This is a genomic window from Ochrobactrum sp. SFR4 (assembly GCF_019730395.1).
GTDB lineage: Bacteria > Pseudomonadota > Alphaproteobacteria > Rhizobiales > Rhizobiaceae > Pseudochrobactrum.
On the sequence record NZ_JAAPBB010000199.1, the window covers coordinates 1 to 460 of the forward strand.

Here is a 460-nt window from a genome sequence, read left to right on the forward strand (position 1 = left end):
CAGAGGCCAGCGCCGCCATCAGAACAGCCATGTCATCGGTGAAGCCGATACCAACCAGAAGATCCGGCACAAAATCAAACGGCAGCACAAAATAAGCGAGAGCGGCAAGCAGGATCGCACGCACGCGCGCAGGCGTCTTCGGGTCAAGGGCGCAATAATAGGAAGCCACCAGATCTTCCGTAAAAGGTATCCGGCCAGCGGCTTTTTTCAGAGTTTTCCAGAAATGTTTACGGACACGGCGCGCACGGCTTTCCTGTTCGCGCTCGGTGCCCGGCTGCAAAATTTCATCTATTTTGACATCATCCATAGCAAATCCTCATGGGAATACAGATGGTGCAGTTGCTGCTGTTTTGCAAGATATGCGGAGAATGAGCGCTGTTAGCCTGCATATTCATTGGCAAACTGCGCCATGCGCATATCCAGCGCTGTCAGGCCTTTGGCGGAATGGGTGGTCAGGGTT

Annotated in this window: 1 protein-coding gene; it reads right to left on the bottom strand. The window is 53.5% G+C overall.

Annotation, left to right across the window (positions count from 1 at the left end):
• Nucleotides 1-307, bottom strand: a 307-nt coding sequence (locus tag HBA93_RS18585; RefSeq protein WP_221724286.1) for a YkvA family protein, incomplete at its 3' end; no start/stop codon positions are given.
• Nucleotides 308-460 lie beyond the last annotated feature (153 nt).